The sequence below is a fragment of the Aestuariimicrobium kwangyangense DSM 21549 genome, from assembly GCF_000421525.1.
In the GTDB taxonomy this organism is placed as follows: domain Bacteria; phylum Actinomycetota; class Actinomycetes; order Propionibacteriales; family Propionibacteriaceae; genus Aestuariimicrobium; species Aestuariimicrobium kwangyangense.
In genome coordinates, this window is the sequence record NZ_ATXE01000002.1 from 428,551 (window position 1) to 449,300 (window position 20,750).

Genomic DNA, 20,750 nt, shown 5'->3' on the forward strand with positions numbered 1-20,750 from the left:
CACCACTACGGTGGGCGGCGTGCTGGACTCCTTCATGCCCGTGCCCCTGCAAGCGTTCGTGGGCTTCGGGACGGTCGCCAATGTGGGCACGATCATGCTGGGCACGACGGTGGGCCTGGTCATCGGACATCGGCTGGACGAGCGCACGCGGTCGACGCTGATCGACCTGCTGGGCCTGTTCACGTTGATGACCGCCGTGCTCTCCCTGCTGCCGGCCGCCGGGGACCGGTTCTCGCGGGCGGTGTCGGGTCAACTCGCCCTGATCGTCGTCCTGATCGGGCTTGCCGTCGGCGCCGTGATCGGATCGCTGGTCGGCATCGAGGAGCGGATCGAGCAACTGGGCGTGTGGACTCGCGGGCTGCTGGCGCGCGGTGGCGCCGCCGGGGACCAGGACGTGGTCGACCGGCACCGGTTCGTGCAGGCCTTCCTGACCTCGACCCTGCTGTTCTGCGTCGGACCGATGACCGTGCTGGGTTCCCTGTCGGACGGGCTGGGCACGGGTCAGCACGTCCTGCTCACCAAGGCGCTGATGGACGGTGTCGCCTCCATCGCGCTGGCCTCGGCGATGGGTGCCGGGGTTTACCTCTCGGCCGCGGGGGTGCTCGTCGTGCAGGGACTGCTCACTGCTGGCGGATGGTGGCTGGGTCGTCTGCTGGATGCCGCGCAGATCGACTCCCTGTCGATCGCCGGAGGGGTCATCCTGCTGGGACTTGGGCTACGGCTGCTCGACATCCGACAGGTACGGGTTGCCGACCTGACCCCCGGCCTGGTGATGGCGCCGCTGCTGTTCAGCCTCGCGCGCCTGCTCTGAACCGGGGGCCTCGACCTGGCGTCGTTGGTTCGCCCGTTGCTGCTGGACGATCAGCGCCTCCGTCATCCGCCGGTGGGCCCGGCGCAGGCGGAGTCGGGTGAGCGGTCCCGGCCCGGACTCGTCATCGGTCAGCGAGGACGCAGCCAGCACCGGTAGCACCGCACCGAAGGGCCACACGGCCAGCGCATCCTTGGCCCTCAGGGCCAACTCGATCGAGATCTGGTCGCCGGCCTTGGCGGCGGCAATCCGCGAGGCGAAGTCGCCGGAGTCGAGGAAGATCCCGAACCCCCAGGCCAACAGGCCGGCCAGACAGGACCCCACCACGGCCAGGGGCACGACCGGCCAGCCCTGTCGTCCGTGCCGGATCCAGGCCAACCAGCCGATCAGGGCACCACCGACCAGACCGATCACCGAGAACCAGGCGTCGGCGCCGAAGAACTGCGCGAGCCCCCGTTCGGTGGTGGTGGCGACCGAGTCGTTGCCCATCACGTAGACGGGTCGGACCACCACCACATTCCAGACGAACCCGGCCAGCAACCCGCCCACCAGGCAGACCAGTGCGAACAGTCCCAACCCGCGGGCCACCCGCGAGACCTGACCCTGCGGGTCGACGAAGGCTCGCGGCGCCTCGGCCTGCTCGGTCAGCAGGCTGCGCGGGGGCAGGTCGGACTCGCTCACACCGGTCACCCTAGGCCACGCACGAAGGACCGAGCAGCGCCTTCAGGTCGGCCACCAGGGGCGGCGAGGCCTGCACGCGCAGTCGCTCGTCCAGCCTGAAGGTGGTGACCTTCTCACGGGAGACCAGCCGCAGCCGCACCTCCGACATGCCCGGGTGGCGACCCAGCACCTCACGCAGACGGCCCACCACCTCGGGAGTGCAGCGCACGGTGGGCAGTTGCAGGGTCAGAGGGCCGTTGTGGGCCTGCTGGTCGACGTCCGGAGCCGAGATCTCGATGGCCGACAACGAGACACGATCCTCACCGCGACGGATGCGTCCCTTGACCCGCAGCACGGTGTCGGGGGCCAGCAGCAGGGCGTACTGCTGGAAGGCCTTGTTGAACACCAGCACCTCGAGTCCCGACTCCAGGTCCTCGAGGGTGACCGCCGCCCACAGTTCGCCGCGCTTGTTCTGCCGTCGGGTCACGGAGGTGACCAGTCCGCAGACGGTGAGGGTCGAGCCGTCTGCGGGACCGTCCTCGTCCAGCGCCCTGGCAATGGTGGTGTCCCGGTTCGCGGCCAGCACGTGCTCGAGGCCCTGCAGCGGGTGGTCGGAGACGTAGAGGCCCAACATCTCGCGCTCGAACGCCAGTTTGGTGCGCTTGTCCCAGTCCTCGACCTCGGGGATGGCACGTCCCGAGAACCCGCTGGGGGGGTCGGTCGCCTCGTCCAGCCCGAAGCCGAAGTCGAAGGAGTCCTGGCCGTTGGCCTCGTTGCGCTTGAGGTCGGTGACCTCGTCGATCGCACCCTCGAAGATCTCCATCAGGGCGCGTCGCGGGTGGCCCATCGAGTCGAAGGCACCCGCCTTGATCAGGGACTCGACGGTGCGCTTGTTGCAGACACTGAGCGGCACCTGGTCGAGGAAGGCGTTGAAGTCGGACGGTTCACCGTGCTCGGTCCGGGCCTCGACGATGGAGGCGACCACGTTCTCACCCACGTTGCGGATGGCGGCCAGCCCGAAGCGGATGTCGTCGCCGACGGCGGAGAACTCGGCCTCGGAGCTGTTCACGTCGGGCGGCAACACCTTGATGCCCATCGAACGGGTGTCGGCCAGGTAGATGGCCATCTTGTCCTTGTCGTCGCCGACGCTGGTCAACAGAGCGGCGCCGAACTCGGCCGGGTAGTTGGCCTTCAGGTAGGCGGTCCAGTACGAGACCAGCCCGTAACCGGCGGTGTGCGACTTGTTGAACGCGTAGCCCGAGAAGGGAAGCATCACGTCCCAGAGGGCCTGGGTGGCGGCGGGCGACCATCCGTTGGCGCTCATCCCGGCCTTGAAGTTGTCGAATTCCTTGGCGAGGATCTCGGGCTTCTTCTTGCCCATCGCCCGCCGCAGCAGGTCCGCGCCGCCGAGGGTGTACCCGGCGAGGTCACGGGCCACGGCCATGATCTGCTCCTGGTAGACCATCAGGTGGTAGGTCGTGCCCAGGATGGGCTCCAGCGCATCCTTCAACTCCGGGTGGATCGGAGTGATCGGTTGGCGCCCGTTCTTGCGGGCCGCGTAGTTGATGTGTGCGTTGGCGGCCATCGGACCCGGCCGGTACAGCGCCAACACGGCGGCAATGTCCTCGAATCGGGTGGGCGCCATCAGCCGCAACAGGCTGCGCATGGGCCCACCGTCGAGCTGGAAGACTCCGAGGGTGTCACCGCGGGCCAGCAGTTCGAAGGTCTTCTCGTCCTCCAGCGGGATGTTCTCGCAGGCGAGGTCGATGCCCCGGTTGGCGCGGATGATCGACAGGGCGTGGTCGATGATGCCGAGGTTGCGCAGGCCGAGGAAGTCCATCTTCATCAGCCCCATCTCCTCGAGCTGGGGATAGGCGAAGCCCGCGATGATGGTGCCGTCCTTGTCGCGGCGGTGCAGCGGGATCAGGTCGAGCAGCGGCGCCGACGAGAGGATGAACGCGCAGGCGTGCACGCCGGTGCCGCGCATGGCGCCCTCGAGCCCCAGCCCGGTCTCGACCACCTGCCGCACGTCGGGGTCGGTGTCGAACAGGGCCCTGAACTCCGCACCCTCGGCGTAGCGCTCGTGCTTCTCGTTGAACAGGTCCTTCAGGGGCACGTCCTTGCCCATCACCGCGGGCGGCATGGCCTTGGTGATCTTCTCGCCCAGCGAGAACGGGTGGCCCAGGATGCGGTTGGCGTCCTTGATGGCTGCCTTGGCCTTGATGGTCGAGAAGGTGTTGACCTGGCTGGTGAACTCGGCGCCGTACTTGGTGGTGACGTAGTCGATGATCTTGTCGCGCTGGCGGTCGTCGAAGTCGAGGTCGACGTCGGGGGGGTTGATGCGTTCGGGGTTGAGGAAGCGTTCGAACAGCAGGGCGTGCTCGATCGGGTCGAGTTCGGTGATGCGGGTCAGGTAGGCGATCATCGAACCGGTCGCGGACCCTCGTCCGGGGCCCACCGCTACGCCCATGTCACGGGCGGCCTGACAGATGTCGGAGACCACCAGGAAGTAGGCCGAGAAGCCGAGCGGCTCGATCACGGCCAACTCGGTCTCGATGCGCTCCAGCACCTCGGGTGACGGGTTGTCGCCGAACCTCAGCTTCACACCCTCGTCGACCTTCTTGCGCAGCCACGAGTTCTGGGTCTCGCCCTCGGGAACCTTGAACTGGGGCATGCGGTCGACGTGGGCGAAGACCTCGTCGTAGGGCTCGACCATCTCGGCGACCAGCAGGGTGTTGTCGGCGGCCTCGGGCAGTTCCCGGAAGAGGTCGCGCATCTGCTGGGAGGACTTGATGTAGTAGCCCGAACCGTTGAAGCGGAAGCGCTTCTCGTCGTCCTTGTTGCGGCCCACCCCCACGCACAGCAGGTCGTCGTGGGCGTTGGCCTGCTCCTCGGTGACGTAGTGGGAGTCGTTGGTGAGCAACAACGGGATGCCGAGGTCGCGGTGCAGGCGCATCAGGTCTTCGCGCACCTCGCGCTCGATCGGGACCCCGTGCTCCATCAGTTCTATGAAGTAGTTCTCGGCGCCGAAGATGTCGCGGTAGTCGGCGGCGGCCTGGCGGGCCTTGTCGTACTGACCCAGCCGGAGTCTGGTCTGCACCTCACCGGAGGGACAGCCGGTGGTGGCGATGATGCCCTCGTGGTGGGTGTCGATCAGTTCCCGGTCCATGCGGGGCTTCATGTAGTAGCCCTCGAAGCTGGCCAAGGACGACAACCGGAACAGGTTGTGCAGCCCAGAGGCGTTCTTCGCCCACATCGTCATGTGGGTGTAGCGGCCGCCACCGGAGACGTCCTTGCCGCCCTCGGCGTCAGGATCGGAGGGATCGCGGCGTCCGCCGTCGGCCCAGTACTCCTGCACCCGGGAGAAGCGGGACGAGGGTGCCACGTAGGCCTCGATGCCGATGATCGGCTTGACCGCATGGTTCTTCGAGGTCTGGAAGAACTCGTAGGCGCCGAACATGTTGCCGTGGTCGCTCATGGCGACCGCAGGCATGCCGAGTCGTTCGACCTCGGCGAACAGCTGCTTGTTCTTCGCCAGCCCGTCGAGCGTCGAGTACTCGGTGTGCACGTGCAGGTGGACGAAGTTGTCAGCCATCGATGGCGGCCTTCCGGTCAGCGGGGCGGCGAAGGGTGAGAGACCCACTGTAGTGCCGACCGCTGACAACCCGATGGACGACCAACGCCCCGACCAGGATCACCGCGGACACGACCGGGAGGTGCTCGGGTCCGGCCCCGGCCGCCAGGGTGAGGCCACCGAGACCCCCTCCCAGGGCGTTGCCGAGGGAGATGGCGCTGGCATTGAGGGCCATCACGATGGGCGCTGACTGGGGCGCCATCGCCGCCAGCCTGGCCTGCTGGGGAACCGCGGCTCCCCCGTTGCCGATGCCGCACACGAAGAACCAGACCAGCCCCAGCACCCCCAGACCCAGTCCCGCCCCCAGTCGGGCTCCCAGCAGGAACACCACCGAACCGAACACCGCGTTCACGAGCAGACCGGTGAGCACCACCGTCAGTACCCGGACCGGGGTGTGACGGTCGGCCAGGCGTCCGGTGAAGGCGTTGCCCAGCATGCTGGCCGCGCCGTAGCCGAACATGATCAGGATGATCGCCCAGCCCAACGGGAAGTACGGACGAAGGATCAGCGCGGCAAAGGTGAAGCACGCGTAGCTGGACGACAGGATCCCGATGGTGACCAGGAGCGCCACCACCAGGCGCGGCTGTCGGAGCGGGGCGAGACGCTCGGCCAGGGTGGTGCTGGGCAGGTGCAGGTGCGGCAGCCGGGCCAGAATCCCCAGCAGGGCGACGGTTCCCACAGCGGCCACCATCACCAGCGGGAACCGCCAGTTCGACTGACCCAGCAGCAGTCCCACGGGCACCCCGAGGGCGGTTGCCGTCATCCAGCCCCCGAGCACGAACGACAGCGCCCGGCCGCGCTGGTCGGGCGGGGCGAGGTGGATGACGTAGCTGGTGATGGCTGCGCTGAGCAGGCTGCCACCCAGGGCCGACACCACCCGGCCGGCCAGCGCCACCGAGAAATCGGGCGCGAGCGCCACGATGACATTGCCGACCACGAACACCGCCAACGCGACCGTGATGGTTCGCCGTCGCTCCCATCCGCTGGTGAAGGTGCCGAGCAGGGGTCCGGCGAAGGCGGAGGTGAGCGCGAACACGCTGACCAGTTGCCCGGCGAGGGCGTTGCTGACGCCGAGGTCGGTCGAGATGGTGGGCAACAGCCCGGCGAGCACGTACCCGTCGATGCCGGTGGAGAACCCGGCCACCGCGAGCCAGATCAGGGCGTGGTAGGGCAGCCGGGCGACGGGCGTGGGTTCGGACACCGTCAGCACATTATCGACGCCGGCGCTCCCCCGAGGATCGACACCTGGGTTGGTGGATGGCCGGTCATTCCTGGTGATCACCTGACATGCTTTCGCCCATGAACCTTCCGCTGCACCCGCTGTTCGTCCACCTGCCGGTCGTCCTCTTCCCGCTCGCCGCGATCGCCGGCATCGTCCACGTGGCGGTCAAGCGCTGGCGTGGTCACCTGCTGTGGCCGACCGCTGTCGCTGCCCTGGTGGCCTTCCTCGCCACCCTGGTCGCCCGGACGACCGGCGAGGACCTGGCCCAGAGGTTCCCCGGCGAGGCCGCCCAGGTGGCGGTGCACGAGCAGTACTCCAGTCTGCTGGTGGCCGCCGGCTCCGCCTTCGGACTCGGCATCCTGCTGGCGCTGCTCACCCGCCCGGGTACCGGCTTCGGCCCGCGGTTGAAGCCGGGCTGGGTGGCCCTGTTGGGTCACGTGCTGATGGTGCTCGGTGGGCTCGCGGTACTCGTGACCATCGTGCTCACCGGGGACTCCGGGGCCCGGATGGTGTGGGGCGGCTGAGCCAGCCCCACACCACCTTGTCTGGACTCAGGCCAGCATCTGGCGTACCTGCGGCCCGATCGGCCGCGGGAGCGCCGATGCGGTGCCCGACAGGAACGAGTCGACCCCCTGGGCAGCCGAACGACCCTCGGCGATGGCCCACACGATCAGGGACTGGCCACGTCCGGCGTCCCCACAGGCGAACACGCCCGGCACGGTGGTCTGGTACGACTCGTCGCGCTTGATGTTGCCGCGCTCGTCGATCTCGCAGCCCAACTGGCTGACCACGGTGTCGGTCTCGGGACCGGTGAAGCCCATCGCCAACAGCACCAGTTCGGCCTCGATCTCGCGCTCGGTGCCGGGCACGGGCTGGAACCTGCCGTCGACGAACTCGACCTCCGACAGCTGCAGAGCCCGCAGGTTGCCCTCGTCATCGCCGAGGAACTGCGAGGTCGAGCTGGCGTAGACGCGGTCACCGCCCTCCTCGTGGGCCGAACTCACCCGGAAGATCATCGGGTAGGTGGGCCACGGCTGATGGGCCGGACGGGCCTCCGGAGGCATCGGCATGATCTCGAGCTGGGTGACCGAGGCAGCCCCTTGGCGCAGCGACGTACCCAGGCAGTCGGCCCCGGTGTCGCCGCCACCGATGATGACCACGTGCTTGCCGGTGGCCGTGATCTGGTTGTCGACGGTCTGACCCAACGCGACGCGGTTGGCCTGAGGAAGGAACTCCATGGCCTGGTGGATCCCCGCGAGTTCGCGCCCGGGGACGGGCAGGTCACGGGCCTTGGTGGCACCCGTGGCCAGCACCACGGCATCGAACCGTTCGAGCAACTGCTCGCCGGTGATGTCGACGCCGACGTTGGTGTCGGGCTTGAAGACGGTGCCCTCGAGCTTCATCTGCTTGAGTCGGCGGTCGAGCACCGCCTTCTCCATCTTGAACTCAGGGATGCCGTAGCGCAGCAGCCCGCCGATGGCGTCGGCACGCTCGTAGACGACCACGGTGTGGCCGGTGCGGGTCAACTGCTGGGCGACCGCCAGACCGGCGGGACCCGACCCGACCACGGCGACGGTCTTCAACGAGTGCCACTCGGGCTGCTGGGGGGTGACCCGGAGGTCGTCCCACGCCTTGTCGATGATGGCGACCTCGACGTTCTTGATGGTCACCGGCTCACGGGTGATGCCCACCACGCAGGCGGTCTCACACGGTGCCGGGCACAGCCGGCCGGTGAACTCGGGGAAGTTGTTGGTGGCGTGCAGCCGCTCCAGCGCGTTCACCCATTCGTCGCGCCAGACCAGGTCGTTCCATTCGGGGATGAGGTTCCCCAGGGGACAACCGGTGTGGCAGAACGGGATACCGCAGTCCATGCATCGGCCGGCCTGCTGGGTGATGATCGGCAGCAGCGCCCGCCCCGGTCCGCCGGGGTAGACCTCCTTCCAGTCGTGCAGGCGCTCCTGCACGGGCCGGCGGGGTGCAACCTCACGGTCGGTGGTCATGAATCCCTTGGGATCAGCCATGAGCGGCCTCCATCATCAGTGCGGTCGTGGCGGCCTCGTCGAGGCCCTTCTGCATGGCCTCGGCGCGAGCACGCATCACCTTGGCGAAATCGCGCGGCTCCACCTTCGTGAACACCTGCGCGAGGTGGTCGCGACCGGCCTCGAGCAGTTCCGCGGCCTTGGTCGAGCCGGTGCGGTCGCGGTGTTCGGTCAGCAACTCGGTCACGCGGTCGAGATCGTCCGCGGTGAGTTCGACCGCGTCGACCAGTTCGGTGTTGAGCCGGTCACGGTTGAGGTCGAGCACCCAGGCGTGGCCACCCGACATCCCGGCGGCGAAGTTGCGCCCGGTGGGACCGATGATCAGCACCTCACCCCCGGTCATGTACTCACAACCGTGGTCGCCCACACCCTCGACGACCGCCGAGGCCCCGGAGTTGCGCACGCAGAACCGCTCCCCCACCACTCCGCGCAGGAACAACTTGCCCGAGGTGGCGCCGTAGCCGATCACGTTGCCGGCGACGATCTGGTCGTGCGGATCGAAACTGACCTCGTCGGCCGGGGTCACCACCACGGTGCCACCCGACAGTCCCTTGCCGACGTAGTCGTTGGAGTCACCGATCAGGGTGAGATCGACCCCCGCGGGGAGGAAGGCGCCGAAGCTCTGCCCGGCCGTGCCGGTGAAGGTCAGCGAGATGGTGCCCTCGGGCAGCCCTCGGCCCTCGGTCGCCTTGGTGACCTCGTGGCCCAGCACCGTCCCGACGGTGCGGTCGATGTTGCGGATGCCGAAGCTGGCCTCGACCCGCTCCCCCCGGTCGAGGGCGGGACGGGCGGCCTCGATCAACTGCACGTCGAGTTTGGTGTCGAGGCCGTGGTCCTGACCGGTGGTGTGGTGGAGGGACGAGCCGGCGGCGAGCCCGACCTGGTGCAGCACCGGCGACAGGTCGAGCCCCCGTGCCTTCCAGTGGTCGACGGCCGAGGACGAGTCGAGGGCCTCGACGTGGCCCACGGCTTCCTCGATGGACCGGAAGCCCAGCTGGGCCAGGTACTCGCGCACCTCCTCGGCGATGAAGGTGAAGAAGTTGACGACGTGCTCGGCCTTGCCGTGGTAGTGCTCGCGCAGTTCCGGGTTCTGCGTGGCGATGCCGACCGGGCAGGTGTCCTTGTGGCAGACGCGCATCATGATGCATCCCGAGACCACCAGCGGCGCCGTGGCGAAACCGAACTCCTCGGCACCCAGCAGGGCGGCGATGATGACGTCGCGTCCCGTCTTGAGCTGCCCGTCGCACTGCACGACGATCCGGTCACGCAGACCGTTGATCAGCAGGGTCTGCTGGGTCTCGGCGAGCCCCAGCTCCCAGGGGCCGCCGGCGTGCTTGAGCGAGGTCAGCGGTGCCGCCCCGGTGCCACCGTCATGTCCCGAGATCAGCACCACGTCGGCCTTGGCCTTCGAGACACCCGCCGCCACCGTGCCGACGCCGATCTCGGCGACGAGCTTGACGTGCACCCGCGCCGAGGGGTTGGCGCACTTGAGGTCGTGGATCAGCTGCTTGAGGTCTTCGATCGAGTAGATGTCGTGGTGCGGCGGTGGCGAGATCAGACCGACTCCGGGGGTGGAGTGGCGGGTCTTCGCGACCCACGGGTACACCTTGGCCCCCGGCAGCTGGCCGCCCTCGCCGGGCTTGGCGCCCTGGGCCATCTTGATCTGGATGTCGGTGGCGTTGGTCAGGTAGTCGGAGGTGACTCCGAACCGTCCCGAGGCGACCTGCTTGATCGCGGAGCGACGCTCCGGGTCGTGCAGTCGGTCGGCGTCCTCACCGCCCTCGCCGGTGTTCGACTTGCCGCCCAACCGGTTCATGGCGATGGCCAGGGTCTGGTGGGCCTCCATCGAGATGGAGCCGTAGCTCATGGCTCCCGTCGAGAACCGCTTGACGATCTCCGAGACGGGTTCCACCTCGTCGATGTCGATCGGCTCGCGGTCGGAGTTGAAGGTCAGCAATGAGCGCAGCGTCATCAACCGCGCCGAGTTGTCGTCGACCAGCTGGGTGTAGCGCTTGAAGATGTCGTAGCGGCCGGTCTGGGTGGAGTGCTGCAGCCGGAACACCGACTCGGGGTCGAACAGGTGCTGTTCGCCCTCGCGACGCCACTGGTACTCGCCCCCGACGGGCAGCGTGCGGTGGGCGTTCGGCACCCCCGACAGCGGGTAGGCCTGCTGGTGGCGAAGGTTGACCTCCTCGGCGATCTCGTCGAGACCGATCCCCTCGATCCGGCTGGTGGTGCCGGTGAAGAACTCGTCCACGAAGTCGCTGCGCAGTCCGACGGCCTCGAAGATCTGGGCGCCGGTGTAGCTGGCCAGTGTCGAGACGCCCATCTTGCTCATCACCTTGAGCACGCCCTTGCCGAGCGCCTTGTAGACGTTCTTGATCGCCTTCTGCGGGTCGACGCCCACGTAGAGCTCGTTGCGGGCCATGTCCTCGGCCGACTCGAGCACGAGGTAGGGGTTGACGGCTGCCGCGCCGTAGCCGATCAGCAGCGCGACGTGGTGCACCTCGCGCACGTCACCGGCCTCGACGATCAGGCCCACCTGGGTGCGGGTCTTCTCGCTGACCAGGTGGTGGTGGATGGCGGAGGTGAGCAGGAGGGAGGGGATCGGGGCCAACTCGCGGGTGGAGTGGCGGTCGGAGAGCACGATCACCCGGGCCCCCTCGGCGATGGCGGTGCTGACCTCGGCGCGGATCTCGTCCAGCCGGGTGCGCAGCGCGTCGCCGCCCCCGTCGACCGAGTAGAGGCCCCGCACGACATGGGCCGCCAGGTGGGGGTGCACCCCGCCGTCGGAGATGTGGATCAGCTTCGACAACTGCTCGGAGTCGAGGATCGGGAAGGGGATCACCAGTTGGCGACAGGACTCCTCGCTGGGGCTGAGCAGGTTGCCCTCGGGCCCGATGGTGCTGGCCAGCGACGTGACCAGTTCCTCACGGATGGCGTCGAGCGGCGGGTTCGTCACCTGCGCGAACAGTTGCGCGAAGTAGTCGAAGATCAGCCGTGGCCGCTCCGACAGCACGGCGATGGGGGTGTCGGTACCCATCGAGCCGATCGCCTCGGCACCGTCGTTGGCCATCGGCGCGATCAGATGGCGCAGTTCCTCGTGGGTGTAGCCGAACAACTGCTGGCGCCGGGTGACCGACGCGTGGGAGTGCACGATGTGGGTGCGCTCGGGCAGGTCGTCGAAGCGGAGCTTGTTCTGCAACCACTCCTGGTAGGGGTGTTCGGCGGCCAGCGCCGACTTCACCTCGTCGTCGCCGATGATGCGGTGCTGGTCGAGGTCGACCAGGAACATGCGGCCCGGCTGCAGGCGTCCCTTCTGCACCACCTGGTCGGGCTCGACGGGCAGCACACCAGCCTCGGATGCGAAGATCACCCGTCCGTCGGTGGTCACCCAGTAGCGCGCCGGACGAAGCCCGTTGCGGTCGAGCACCCCGCCGATCACGGTGCCGTCGGTGAAGGTGACGCAGGCGGGGCCGTCCCAGGGCTCCATCATCGAGGAGTGGAACTCGTAGAAGGCGCGACGGGCGGGATCCATCTCGGTGTGGTTCTCCCACGCCTCCGGGATCATCATCAGCACCGCGTGCGGCAGGCTGCGACCGCCCAGGTGCAGCAGTTCGAGCACCTCGTCGAAGCTGGCCGAGTCGGAGGCCTCGGGGGTGCAGATCGGGAACAGCCGCTCGAGGTCGCCGGGCAGCAGGTCGCTGGTCAGCAGGGCCTCACGCGCACGCATCCAGTTGCGGTTGCCGCGCACGGTGTTGATCTCGCCGTTGTGGGCCATCAACCGGTACGGGTGGGCCAGTTCCCAGGCGGGGAAGGTGTTCGTCGAGAAGCGGGAGTGCACCAGCGCGAGCGCCGAGGTGAACGACTCCTCGTGCAGCTCGGGGTACACCTGCTCCAGCTGGTCGGTGGTGAGCATGCCCTTGTAGACCAGCGTGCGTGACGACAGCGACGAGAAGTAGACGTCGACCTCGTGCTGGGCACGGCGACGCAGGCCGTAGACGAGCCGGTCGAGGGCGAGTCCGGTCACCGGCTCGCCCGACTTGGGCGGGGGTGCGCTGACGAACAACTGCGCGAAGTGCGGCATCACGGCGAGCGACACGGGGCTCAAGGAGTCGGTGACCACCGGCACCTCTCGCCAGCCCAGCACGGTCAGGTTCTCGTCGGCGGCGATCCGCTCGATCGAGGTGCGGGCGTTCGCGAGTTCGGCCTCGTCCACGGGAAGGTGGGCCATGCCGACGGCGTAGGCGCCGGCGGCCGGCAGGTCGAAGTCGACCGCGGCGCGCAGGAAGGCATCGGGAACCTGCACCAGGATGCCGGCACCGTCCCCTGCTGCCTCGTCGGCGCCGGTGGCACCACGGTGGTCAAGGTTGCGCAGGGCCTCGAGTCCCTGCTCGACGATGGCGTGGCTGGGCACACCGTTCAGCTGCGCCACGAAGGCGACACCACAGGCGTCGTGCTCGAAATCCGGACGGTAGAGACCCTGCTTGGGGTGGTGGCCAAAGACCATCGTTGACTCCAATCGGCTCACGCGTGCCCGGGTGGCAAGCGGTTCAATCTCACACAGCAGGACTGGCTGCCTCTGCCTCGTCCGGGATCTGGACGAAGGGCTGCGGGTCGCGTCCGGGGTACCTCACGAACTGGACGACCAGCAGTGCGACCGCCGCCAGGAAGACCACCAGCGAGACGTACTCGTTGACGCGCAGTCCCCCGAACTGATTGGCCTTGTCGATCCGCACGCCCTCGATGAAGAAGCGACCCAGGGTGTACCAGATGACGTAGCTGGTCATCAGTTTGCCTCGACCCAGCCGCAACGGCCGCTCCAGCACCAGCAACAGCGCGGCACCGAGCAGGCACCACACCAGTTCGTAGAGGAAGGTGGGGTGGAAGGTCGCGAACTGCTCATATCCGACGGGACGGTACTGGGGAGCGATCTCCAACCCCCAGGGCAGGGTGGTCGGCCCTCCGAAGAGTTCCTGGTTGAACCAGTTCCCCAGTCGTCCGATGGCCTGGGCGATCAGCAGGGCGGGTGCCATCACGTCGGCGACGGCGCCGAAGTTGACCTGCCAGCGGCGGCACAGCCACCACACCACCAGGGCACCCGCGGCCACACCACCCCAGATGCCGAGCCCTCCCTCCCAGATGAAGAAGGCCCGGTACCAGTCCCGGCCCGGCCCGAAGTAGAGCTCCGGGTCGGTGGTGACGTGGTAGATCCGCGCGCCGATGATGCCCGCCAGCACCGCCCACAGGGTGAGCGACTCGACCTGTTCGGGATTTCCTCCCCGGACGCGGTAGCGGTGCCTGACCAGCAGCCAGGCGACCATCACCCCCGCCAGGATGCACAGGGCGTAGGCGTGCACCCGCAGCGGCCCCAGGTTGAAGCCGTTCCAGGAAGGGCTCGGGATCGACAGCCAGACCAGTTCGGGCATCGGGTGGCTCACTTCTGTTGGTTGACGAGACGGGCGATGTCGGTGACGTAGTCGGCGACGCTGGTACCGGTCGACCACAGCACGGCCGCGGTCTCGTCCCTGCCGAATCCGATCACCTGGGTGGAGTGGGTGACCTCGTAACCGCCCGAGGGCAGTTTCGTGGCGTCATCGATGCTGAGACCGATCTGGGAGGCCGCCTTGACGATCACCGACAGCTTCCCGGTCAGGCCCACGAAACCGGGATCGATCCGGTCGAGGTACGCCTTCAGCACCGCTGGGGTGTCCCGGGCCGGGTCGGTGGTCACGATCACGACCTTGACCTGCTCACGCACCCGTGCGTCGACCCGCTGCAGGGCGCTGGCCAGGTCGGCCATGATGCCGGGGCAGACGTCGGGGCAGTTCGTGTAGCCGAAGAAGACCAGGGTGGCCGCTGACCCGTGGTGGGAGTTCAGGGGGGCTACCGCACCCGTGGTGTCGGTGAGCTCGGCCATGGGCAGCTTCCAGCCGGTCGAGGTGATCTCGGTACCGGCCGCATAGCCGCCCGGACGACCACCGGTGGTGGCCGGCGCCGATGACGAGCAACCGGACACGGCCACGGCTGCCCCGGCAGCGGTCACCGAACCCAGCAGCGCGCGTCTGGAGAGCTTCATCGGGCGCGGCGCACGCCGGCGGCCAGGTCGTCCACCACCGCGCGCAGACCAGACAGGTCGGACGATCCGGTGCGCTCGTTGTCGATCAGTTCCTTCACCAGCGCCGAACCGACGATCACCGCATCGGCATAGGCCCCGATCTCGGCGGCCTGGTCACCGTTGGAGACCCCCAGTCCCACTCCCACGGGGAGGTCGGACTGGGCTCGGATGCGCGCCACCAGGTCGGGAGCGGCCGAGGACGTCTGCTGCCGGGCTCCGGTGACACCCATGACGGCGGTGGCGTAGACCCATCCCCGGCAGGCGCGGGTGGTGAGCGCGATCCGCTCGTCGGTCGACGAGGGTGCGATCAGGAAGATGCGGTCGAGGTCGTGCTGCTCGCTGGCAGCGATCCACGGCTCGGCATCATCGGGGGTGAGGTCGGGGGTGATCAGTCCCGATCCCCCGGCCGAGGCGAGGTCGCGGGCGTAGCGCTCGACCCCGTAGTGCTCCACCAGGTTCCAGTAGGTCATCACGACGGCCGGCGTCCCGGTGGCGGTGACGGCCTCGACGGCGCGGAAGACGTCCGCGGTCCTCACCCCACGCTCGAGCGCCCGGGTGGCGGCGTGCTGGATCGCCAGTCCGTCCATCACCGGGTCGGAGTACGGCGCGCCGATCTCGACGAGGTCGACCCCGGTACCATCCGATCCCTCGGTGATCGCGCGCAGCGCATCGAAGGACCCGGCCACGTCGGGGTACCCGACGGGCAGGTAGCCCACCAGCGCCGCCCGGTTCTGCGTCCTGGCGGTGAGGATCGCCTGGGCACTGCTGCTCACCTGACCTCCTCGGTCTCACGGTCGACGGAACCGTCGATGCCGAACCACTCGAGCGCGGTTGACACGTCCTTGTCACCGCGTCCCGAGATGTTGACCAGGATGGTCGGTGGCTTCGTCCTGAACTCGGGACGCTCGACCAACTCCAATGCCAACTTCTGGGCACCGGCGACGGCGTGGGCGGACTCGATGGCTGGCAGGATGCCCTCGGTCCGGGTGAGCAGCATCAGCGCGTCCATCGCCTCGGTGTCGGTGATGGGACGGTAGGTGGCCCGTCCGGTACGGGCCAGCCAGGCATGCTCGGGACCCACCCCCGGGTAGTCGAGCCCCGCCGAGATGGAGTGCGACTCGACGGTCTGCCCGTCCTCGTCCTGCAGCACGTAGGTGCGGGCCCCGTGCAACACGCCGAGCGAACCCGCGGTGATGCTGGCGGCGTGGCGTCCGGTGTCGACCCCGTCGCCCCCGGCCTCGAAGCCGTACAGGCCCACACCCTCGTCGGGGATGAAGTCGGCGAAGATGCCCATGGCGTTGGAGCCGCCACCGATGCAGGCGCAGACCGCGTCGGGCAGTTGTCCGTACTTCTCCAGCACCTGCGCCCTCGACTCGGTCGAGATGATCCGCTGGAACTCGCGCACGATCCTCGGGAACGGGTGCGGGCCGCCGACGGTGCCGATCAGGTAGTGGGTGTCGTCGACATGGGTGACCCAGTCACGCATGGCCTCGTTCATCGCATCCTTGAGGGTCTGCGAACCGGCCTTGACCGCCACCACCTCGGCGCCGAGCATCTGCATGCGGGCCACGTTCAGGGCCTGCCGGTCGGTGTCGACCTTGCCCATGTAGACGCGACACTCGAGCCCGAGCAGCGCCGCGGCGGTGGCGCTGGCCACGCCATGCTGCCCGGCGCCGGTCTCGGCGATCACCCTGCGCTTGCCCATCCGGCGGGTGAGCAGGGCCTGGCCCAGCACGTTGTTGATCTTGTGGCTGCCGGTGTGGTTGAGGTCCTCGCGCTTGAGCAGCATGCGCGCACCACCGCAGTGTTCCGAGAACCGGGTGGCCTCGGTGATGGGGGTGGGGCGGCCGGCGTAGTCACGCTGGAGACGGCTCAGTTCGGCCGCGAAGTCGGGGTCCTGCTGGGCGGCGTCGAAGGCATCCTCGAGCTGGGCCAGGGCGGCATAGAGGGCCTCGGGGACGAACTTGCCCCCGAACTCCTCGAAGTGGCCGCCCTTGTCGGGCAGCGGGGCCCCGGACGGATGGGTGGCGCGCGGTTCGGTCACAGGTTTCCTCCCGTGGTGGGGGTTGACGTGGCGAGCATCGCCTCGATGGCGTGGGCGGGATCGTGATGGCGCACGAGCGCCTCTCCCACCAGGACGACGTCGGCCCCCTGCTGGGCGACCAGGGCGACGTCCTGTGGCCCGGTCAGGCCGCTCTCGGCGACCTTGATGGCAGTGGCCGGGAGTTCGGCGACCAAGGAGCCGAACTGGAAGATGTCGACCTCGAGGGTGACCAGGTTGCGGTTGTTGACGCCGATCACGGCCTCGGCTGGGTCCTCGGACACCAGGTCGGCTGCCCGCTTCGCCTCGTCCGGGGTGTGCACCTCGACCAGGGGGGTGAGTCCCAGGTCGAGGGCGAGCCGGTGCAGGCGACGCAGTTCGGCGTCGTCCAGCGAGGCGACGATCAGCAGCGCCAGGTCGGCACCGTGCACCCGCGCCTCGACCAGTTGGTACTCGGTGACCATGAAGTCCTTGCGCAACACCGGCAGGTCGACCCGGTCACGGACGGCGTCGAGGTCGGCGAGGCTGCCACCGAAGCGCCGCTTCTCGGTGAGCACGCTGATGGCGGCGGCGCCGCCTGCCTCGTACAGGGCGGCGAGGCTGGCGGGATCGGGGATGTCGGCGAGGGCGCCCTTCGAGGGGCTCGACCTCTTCACCTCTGCGATCACCTGGACCCCCGCCCGTCGGAACGCGGGTCGTGGGTCCCGGGGGGCGGGCGCCCGGTCGAGCAGGGCCTCGAGGTCGCGCCGGGGCGTCAGCTGCTCACGAACGGCCAGGTCTTCCCGCACACCGGCGACGATGCTGTCGAGCACACTCATCAGCCGTTGCCGAAGCCAGCGGCCTTCAGGATGCCGCTGATGACCAGGCTCAGCACGATCAGCACCCCACCGACGATGGCCAGCACCCAGTTGGGTCCGGTGACGGCGGCGATGGCCGCCAGCAGGAATCCGACGCTGGCCAGCACGACGCCGGTCCAGGCAGCCGGGCTGCGGCCATGGTGGTAGTGACGCACCGGCTTGCTGCGGCGACCCGCGGTGGCGGTGGTGATGGCCTCGGTGGTGTCAGCCATGGTCGTCCTCTCGTGGTCGTGCCCCTGGGATGTGAGGGTGAGCGCAGCCTATCGCGGGTCCTCGGTGGGGTCGTGTCCCGCGTCCATGGCCTTCCACAGGTCGGCATCGGTGGCCTCGGCGCGTCGGCTGTACCGATCGGGACGACGACCCGCCTGCCCCGCGGTGACCAGGGCGACCACGCCACCGAGTGCCAACAGCAGCCCGGCCCCCGCGAACGCGAAGCGCCACGGATCCCGGTTGGCCTGGGCGGCGACGGCGGCGGGCAGGTCCTGGGCGGGGAAGGAGGCGGTCAGTCCCGACAGCAGCGCGCCGATGCCCAGCACCAGGGCGAGCGCGCCCACCACCCTGCTACCCCGTCGTCGCACCACGAGCAGCAACAGGGCCAGTGCGGCGCTGGCCCAAGCCAGGGTGGTCACCAGGCCCCCGGTGGCGTCGGCACCCGACACCGACAGCACCCCGTCATGGGCCCAGGTGCGCTGACCCGCGACGGCCGAGAGCCCCGCGGCGACGGCCCACGACACGGCGGCGTACCAGCGCCTCACCGGCTCACCCCGGCAGCGCGGCGCACCGCGTTCACCACCGACCGGGCCTTGTGCTGGGTCTCGTCGTTCTCGGTGTCGGGCACGGAGTCGGCCACGATCCCGGCACCGGCCTGCACATAGGCCCGCCCGTCCTTCAACAGTGCGGTGCGGATGCCGATGGCGGTGTCGGCATTGCCGGCGAAGTCGAAGTAGCCCACCACGCCCCCGTACACGCCGCGCCTGGTCAGTTCGAGCCGGTCGATGATCTCCATGGCGCGCACCTTGGGTGCACCCGACAGGGTGCCGGCGGGGAAACAGGCCAGGGTGACGTCGAGTGCGTTGCGCCCCTCGGCCACCTCTCCCTCGACCCGTGCCTCCAGGTGCATGACGTGGGAGTAGCGGGCCACCTTCATGAACTCGGTGACCTCGACGGTGCCGGGGCTGCAGACCCGGCCCAGGTCATTGCGACCCAGGTCGACCAGCATGATGTGCTCGGCGCGCTCCTTGGGGTCGGCGAGCAACTCCTCCTCGTTGCGCTGGTCGTCGGCCATGGTCGCGCCACGCGGGCGGGTGCCCGCGATCGGGTTGGTGGCGGCCCGCCCGTCGACCACGGTGACCAGGGCCTCCGGTGAGGCGCCAACGATCTCGAAACCGGGCAACGTCAGCAGGTACATGTAGGGACTGGGGTTCATCAGCCGCAGCTCGCGGTACACGTCGATGCCGGGAACGTTGGTGGCCAACTCGAACCTCTGGGAAGGCACGACCTGGAAGGCCTCACCAGCCCGGATCTCCTCGACCGCGTCGCGCACCATCTGCTGGTACTCCCCCGCGCCACGCTGCCAGTGGATCGGCAGGTCGGGCTGGCTGGAGCGTTCGCGCAGGCGTCGTCCACGGGGACGCGCGAGAACGTCGGCCATGGCGTCGACCCGGCTGACCGCGTCACGCCAGGCCTCGTCGACGCCGGCATCCGAGTCGTCGAAGTTGATGGCGTTGGCGATCAGCCACAACTCACCGGTGTGGTGGTCATAGGCGGCGAGGTCGGTGGTCACCAGCATCATCAGCTCGGGGATCCCCAGGTCGTCCACCGTCGTCTCGGGCAGCTTCTCGAGATGGCGCACGCAGTCGTAGCCGAGGTAACCCACCAGACCCGAGGTGAACGGGGGCAGGTCGGGAGCAGGTTCGGTGTGCAGCGCGTCGATGGTGGCGCCCAGCACCTCGAGCACGTCACCCTCGGTCGGCAACCCCGCGATGGGACGACCCAGCCAGACGGCCTGTCCGTCGGTCTCGGTGAGGGTGGTCGAACAGTTCACCCCGATGAACGACCACCGCGACCAGACCCCGGCATCGGCTGATTCCAGCAGGAAGGTGTTGACGCGGTCACCGCACAGGGTCTGGTGGATGCCGATGGGCGTCAGGTCGTCGACCAGGACGCGTCGGTGCACGCTGATCACCCGGCGCTGGCTGGCCAGCCGCCGGAACTCGTGCAGCGAGGGGGTGATGGTCACGGGCGCTCCATGGCTTGCTGATCGGACAGGTGGTGCACGTGGGTGGCGGGCGAGGGGTCGGCCAGCAGGGGGTCGGCCAGCAGCAGATCGGAGTCGAAGCAGGTGCGGTCGCCGGTGTGGCAGGCTGCGCCGGTCTGGTCGACCTTCAGCAGCACCGTGTCGCCGTCGCAGTCGAGTCGCACCTCGCGCACGACTTGGGTGTGACCACTGGTCAGTCCCTTGACCCACAGCTCGTCGCGCGAGCGCGACCAGTACGTCGCCCGGCGGGTGGCGAGCGTCGCCGCCAGGGCCTCGTCGTTCATCCAGGCCTGCATCAGCACCTCGCCGGAGGTCGCGTCCTGGGTGACCACGGCCACCAGTCCTGCCTCGTTGCGCTTGAGGCGGCCAGCGAGGGCGGGGTCCAGTCCGGACCGGGGGTCGGCAGAAGGCATGGCGCCCATTATGGCCCGGCTTGCTCGCCCGGGCCTAAGGTGGGGCAGGTGACCATCGCCTCCGACGAACGTTCCCTGATCTGTGACCTGTTCGACCAGTTGGGCCCCGACCAGCCGACGCTGTGCGAGGGCTGGACGACCGGCGACCTGGCCGCGCACCTGATCGTCCGCGAGAACGACCCCATCGCAGCGGGCGGGATCGTGCTCAAACCGCTGGCCGCGCACACCGAACGTCGGATGACCGAGGTGCTGGCGGCCGAACCGTGGACGCAGGTGGTGGAGAGGCTGCGGCGTGGGCCCGGGCAATGGAGCCCGTTCCGGGTGCCCGGGGTCGATGAGGGCGCCAACGCCATGGAGTTCTTCATCCACTGCGAGGACGTCCGTCGGGCCCAGACACCGCCACTGCCGCCGCGTGAACTGCCCGAGGAGGTCGAGGAGTTCTGCTGGAAGCGGCTGAAGTTGCTGGCCCGCGCCATCTTCCGCAAGGTGGACGCCGGGCTGGTGCTCGAACGGGTCGGCGCCGACGGCACCCCCGGCGAGTCGCTGCGGGTCCGCCCCGGCAGCCACACCGTCACCCTGCAGGGACGCGCCAGCGAACTGCTGCTGGCCGGCTACGGCCGCGGCGCCCACGCCGACGTCACGGTGATCGCCGACGAGGAGGGCCAGTCAGCCCTCGAGGCCGCCGCCATCAGCCTGTGACC

Annotated in this window: 17 protein-coding genes; 3 read left to right on the forward strand and 14 right to left on the reverse strand. The window is 68.9% G+C overall.

Translation table 11 applies throughout. From position 1 onward, the window contains the following. Positions 1-19: 19 nt before the first annotated feature. A complete protein-coding gene (locus tag H507_RS0108635; protein WP_169512700.1) occupies positions 20-811 on the forward strand; it encodes a DUF554 domain-containing protein in 792 nt (263 codons plus the stop codon). Here H507_RS0108635 and H507_RS17335 read toward each other — a convergent pair. The 3 genes from H507_RS17335 to H507_RS0108650 are packed head-to-tail and all read right to left on the reverse strand — an operon-like array spanning position 716 to position 6,303. After that, entirely contained in the window at positions 716-1,489 is a 774-nt protein-coding gene (locus tag H507_RS17335; RefSeq protein ID WP_157438937.1) for a hypothetical protein, read from the reverse strand. The two genes, H507_RS0108635 and H507_RS17335, sit on opposite strands and share 96 nt — an antisense overlap. A gap of 10 nt (positions 1,490-1,499) precedes the next feature. After that, on the reverse strand, positions 1,500-5,063 hold the full coding sequence (gene dnaE / locus H507_RS0108645; protein WP_026377998.1) for a DNA polymerase III subunit alpha: 3,564 nt from the start codon (positions 5,061-5,063) through the stop codon (positions 1,500-1,502). Continuing rightward, positions 5,056-6,303: an MFS transporter gene (locus H507_RS0108650; RefSeq protein WP_245558879.1), complete on the reverse strand. Its 1,248-nt coding sequence runs from the start codon at positions 6,301-6,303 to the stop codon at positions 5,056-5,058. The genes dnaE and H507_RS0108650 overlap by 8 nt, the downstream gene beginning before the upstream one ends. 98 nt (positions 6,304-6,401) lie before the next feature. On the opposite strand from H507_RS0108650, the gene H507_RS0108655 reads away from it, so the two are divergent. Further along, positions 6,402-6,848: a DUF2231 domain-containing protein gene (locus H507_RS0108655; RefSeq protein ID WP_157438938.1), complete on the forward strand. Its 447-nt coding sequence runs from the start codon at positions 6,402-6,404 to the stop codon at positions 6,846-6,848. A 27-nt stretch (positions 6,849-6,875) separates the two neighbouring features. Here H507_RS0108655 and H507_RS0108660 read toward each other — a convergent pair whose 3' ends face one another. The 11 genes from H507_RS0108660 to hisI are packed head-to-tail and all read right to left on the reverse strand — an operon-like array spanning position 6,876 to position 20,049. Beyond that, positions 6,876-8,345, reverse strand: a complete 1,470-nt coding sequence (locus tag H507_RS0108660) for a glutamate synthase subunit beta (RefSeq protein WP_022910323.1) — start codon at positions 8,343-8,345, stop codon at positions 6,876-6,878. Next, on the reverse strand, positions 8,338-12,873 hold the full coding sequence (gene gltB, locus H507_RS0108665) for a glutamate synthase large subunit (RefSeq protein ID WP_022910324.1): 4,536 nt from the start codon (positions 12,871-12,873) through the stop codon (positions 8,338-8,340). The genes H507_RS0108660 and gltB overlap by 8 nt, the downstream gene beginning before the upstream one ends. Positions 12,874-12,922: 49 nt before the next feature. Further along, positions 12,923-13,783: a prolipoprotein diacylglyceryl transferase gene (gene lgt, locus H507_RS0108670; protein WP_026378000.1), complete on the reverse strand. Its 861-nt coding sequence runs from the start codon at positions 13,781-13,783 to the stop codon at positions 12,923-12,925. 17 nt (positions 13,784-13,800) lie between these two features. After that, a complete protein-coding gene (locus H507_RS15755; RefSeq protein WP_022910326.1) occupies positions 13,801-14,442 on the reverse strand; it encodes an SCO family protein in 642 nt (213 codons plus the stop codon). Next, the gene (gene trpA, locus H507_RS0108680) at positions 14,439-15,254 is read right to left on the reverse strand and encodes a tryptophan synthase subunit alpha (RefSeq protein ID WP_022910327.1); all 816 of its coding nucleotides are present in this window, start codon (positions 15,252-15,254) and stop codon (positions 14,439-14,441) included. The genes H507_RS15755 and trpA overlap by 4 nt, the downstream gene beginning before the upstream one ends. Then, entirely contained in the window at positions 15,251-16,525 is a 1,275-nt protein-coding gene (gene trpB, locus H507_RS0108685; protein ID WP_022910328.1) for a tryptophan synthase subunit beta, read from the reverse strand. The genes trpA and trpB overlap by 4 nt, the downstream gene beginning before the upstream one ends. Continuing rightward, positions 16,522-17,340 (reverse strand): indole-3-glycerol phosphate synthase TrpC, encoded by an 819-nt coding sequence (gene trpC, locus H507_RS0108690; protein WP_022910329.1) that lies wholly within the window; start codon positions 17,338-17,340, stop codon positions 16,522-16,524. Before trpC ends, trpB begins: the two co-directional genes overlap by 4 nt. Next, positions 17,340-17,591: an HGxxPAAW family protein gene (locus H507_RS0108695; RefSeq protein WP_022910330.1), complete on the reverse strand. Its 252-nt coding sequence runs from the start codon at positions 17,589-17,591 to the stop codon at positions 17,340-17,342. The genes trpC and H507_RS0108695 overlap by 1 nt, the downstream gene beginning before the upstream one ends. Before the next feature lie 48 nt (positions 17,592-17,639). After that, positions 17,640-18,134 carry a Trp biosynthesis-associated membrane protein gene (locus H507_RS0108700; RefSeq protein ID WP_022910331.1) on the reverse strand — a complete coding sequence of 165 codons (495 nt, stop codon included), beginning with the start codon at positions 18,132-18,134 and terminating at the stop codon, positions 17,640-17,642. Further along, complete coding sequence (locus H507_RS15760) at positions 18,131-19,618, reverse strand: anthranilate synthase component I (protein WP_022910332.1); 1,488 nt, start codon at positions 19,616-19,618, stop codon at positions 18,131-18,133. The genes H507_RS0108700 and H507_RS15760 overlap by 4 nt, the downstream gene beginning before the upstream one ends. After that, a complete protein-coding gene (gene hisI / locus H507_RS15765) occupies positions 19,615-20,049 on the reverse strand; it encodes a phosphoribosyl-AMP cyclohydrolase (protein ID WP_022910333.1) in 435 nt (144 codons plus the stop codon). Before hisI ends, H507_RS15760 begins: the two co-directional genes overlap by 4 nt. 48 nt (positions 20,050-20,097) lie before the next feature. Between hisI and H507_RS0108715 the strand changes: the two genes are divergently transcribed. Beyond that, a complete protein-coding gene (locus tag H507_RS0108715; RefSeq protein ID WP_022910334.1) occupies positions 20,098-20,748 on the forward strand; it encodes a TIGR03085 family metal-binding protein in 651 nt (216 codons plus the stop codon). Positions 20,749-20,750: the final 2 nt, after the last annotated feature.

Coding starts and splice junctions, on each gene's coding strand:
- gltB (WP_022910324.1), bottom strand. CDS start 12,873: ATGGTCTTTGGCCACCACCCCAAGCAGGGTCTCTACCGTCCGGATTTC.
- H507_RS15755 (WP_022910326.1), bottom strand. CDS start 14,442: ATGAAGCTCTCCAGACGCGCGCTGCTGGGTTCGGTGACCGCTGCCGGG.
- dnaE (WP_026377998.1), bottom strand. CDS start 5,063: ATGGCTGACAACTTCGTCCACCTGCACGTGCACACCGAGTACTCGACG.
- H507_RS0108660 (WP_022910323.1), bottom strand. CDS start 8,345: ATGGCTGATCCCAAGGGATTCATGACCACCGACCGTGAGGTTGCACCC.
- trpC (WP_022910329.1), bottom strand. CDS start 17,340: ATGAGTGTGCTCGACAGCATCGTCGCCGGTGTGCGGGAAGACCTGGCC.
- hisI (WP_022910333.1), bottom strand. CDS start 20,049: ATGCCTTCTGCCGACCCCCGGTCCGGACTGGACCCCGCCCTCGCTGGC.
- H507_RS0108695 (WP_022910330.1), bottom strand. CDS start 17,591: ATGGCTGACACCACCGAGGCCATCACCACCGCCACCGCGGGTCGCCGC.
- H507_RS0108655 (WP_157438938.1), top strand. CDS start 6,402: ATGAACCTTCCGCTGCACCCGCTGTTCGTCCACCTGCCGGTCGTCCTC.